Below are 1,933 nucleotides of genomic sequence, written 5' to 3'. Positions count from 1 at the left end.
GTTTACGGTCAAGGCCGATGTGCTCCTGCTGCAGCCGCACGATCCGCCTTTTGACGGCGTGGGCCAGGCCCTGCGCGCGCTGTTGACCCGCATCGGGGCAGATGCTCGGGTGGGCCCCGGTGGTGTGCAGCCCGTTGAGCCGGGCCCGCCTGCTGGCCCAGCACCTGGCGGCGGACCATGTCCAGGCTGTGGCCGTGGACCCGCGCTGGATGGAGCTGCATTTCGGGGCCTGGGAGGGGCGGCGCTGGGACGACATCCCCCGCGCGGAGAGCGACCCCTGGGCGGCGGACACCCACCACCGCGCCCCGCCCGGCGGCGAGACGCAGAACGCCCTGATCGCCCGAGTGCAGGCCGCCCTGGCCGCGCTGCACGCCCCTGCCAGCCAGCCCGGCCAGGCGGTGCTGGTGGTGGCCCATGCCGGGCCCTTGCGCGTGGCGCTGGGCGCGGCCCAGGGCTGGGTGGCGTCGGCCGATCCGCAGCAGGCGCCGGTGTCCCTGGACTTCGGCGGCCTGACCTGGCTGGACCCGCTGCCCGGTGGCGGCTGGGCGCTGCGCGCCCTCAATGCATGAAGACCGCCCCATGGCCGAACACACCCTGATCCTGGGCGGCGCCCGTTCCGGCAAGAGCGCCTGGGCCGAGCGCCAGGCCAGCGCCTGGGCCGCCGAGGCCCCCGGCCGCGAGGTGGTGGTCATCGCCACCGGCGAGGCCCGCGACGAGGAGATGCGGGCCCGCATTGCCGCCCACCAGGCCCAGCGCCCGGCCGGCTGGCAGACGGTGGAAGCGCCGCTGGCGCTGGCCGAAGCCCTGGCCGCGGCGGACGGCCCGCAGCGCCTGCTGCTGGTCGACTGCCTGACCCTGTGGCTCACCAACCTGCTGCTGGCCGATCTGCCGCCGGAGTTGGACCTGGACAGCGTGCGCGCCCTGCAGCCCGGCCCGCGCTGGCAGGCCGGCCGCGCGGCCCTGCTGGCCGTGCTGCCCCGGCTGCGGGCCCCGGTGCTGCTGATCGGCAACGAGGTGGGCCACGGCATCGTGCCGCTAGGGGCGGTCAACCGCCTGTTCGTCGATGAAAGCGGCCGCCTGCACCAGGCCCTGGCCGCGCAGTGCGCCCGGGTGCGTTTTGTGATGGCGGGCTGCGTGCTGCCGCTCAAGGGGTGAGATGAAGACGCTGAGTTTGTGCTGTGCCGGCCTGCTGGCCGCCACGATGGTGTTGAGCGGCCCCGCCCGGGCCAGCGTCAGCGCCCAGGACGATGACGGCCGCACCGTGACGCTGCCCGCGCCCGCGCGGCGCATCATCAGCCTGGCGCCGCACACCACCGAGCTGCTCTACGCGGCCGGCGCCGGCAGTCGCATCGTGGCCACCGTGCGCTATGCCGATTACCCGCCCGAGGCCAAGGCCCTGCCGCAGGTGGGTGACGCCCATGCGCTGGACCTGGAGCGCATCGTCGCCCTCAAGCCCGACCTGATCGTGGTATGGATGCACGGCAGCTCGGCCCGGCAGATCGAGCGCCTGCGGGCGCTGAAGATCCCGCTCTTCCACAGCGAGGCGCACGCCCTGGAAGACGTGGGCGAGGGCATCCGCCGCCTGGGCGTGCTGGCCGGCACCGAGGACGTGGCCAATGCCGCGGCCAACACCTACGCCAAGCGGGTGACGACGCTGCGGGCCCGCTACAGCCGGCGCACGCCGCTCAAGGTCTTCTACCAGGTGTGGCAGCAGCCGCTGCTCACGCTGAACAAGCAACACCTGATCAGCGACGCCATCCGCCTGTGCGGCGGCGTCAATGTGTTTGCCCAGCAGACCGCGCTGGTGCCCACCGTCAGCCCCGAGGCGGTGCTGGCCGCCCAGCCCCAGGTGCTGGTGGCCGCCAGCGTGGGCGGCCAGCCCGACGACAGCCTGGCTCTGTGGGCGCCGTTCAGCAGTTCGAGCCCATCGCCC

Annotated in this window: 3 protein-coding genes; all 3 read left to right on the top strand. The window is 74.1% G+C overall.

The annotated features are described in order from the left end of the window. Window positions 1–101: 101 nt before the first annotated feature. Window positions 102–569, top strand: a complete 468-nt coding sequence (locus I73_RS30045) for a histidine phosphatase family protein (RefSeq protein ID WP_022982741.1) — start codon at window positions 102–104, stop codon at window positions 567–569. A 10-nt stretch (window positions 570–579) separates the two neighbouring features. Further along, window positions 580–1,155 (top strand): bifunctional adenosylcobinamide kinase/adenosylcobinamide-phosphate guanylyltransferase, encoded by a 576-nt coding sequence (gene cobU / locus I73_RS22820; protein ID WP_022982740.1) that lies wholly within the window; start codon window positions 580–582, stop codon window positions 1,153–1,155. A gap of 1 nt (window position 1,156) precedes the next feature. Then, on the top strand, window positions 1,157–1,933 hold a 777-nt coding region (locus I73_RS22815; protein ID WP_026097100.1), incomplete at its 3' end, for a cobalamin-binding protein.

Origin of the sequence: Ideonella sp. B508-1 (assembly GCF_000333615.1) — a bacterium.
In the GTDB taxonomy this organism is placed as follows: Bacteria; Pseudomonadota; Gammaproteobacteria; order Burkholderiales; family Burkholderiaceae_C; genus Ideonella.
Note: the sequence above shows the minus strand (reverse complement) of the source record. Positions and strands in the feature narration are given on the sequence as shown.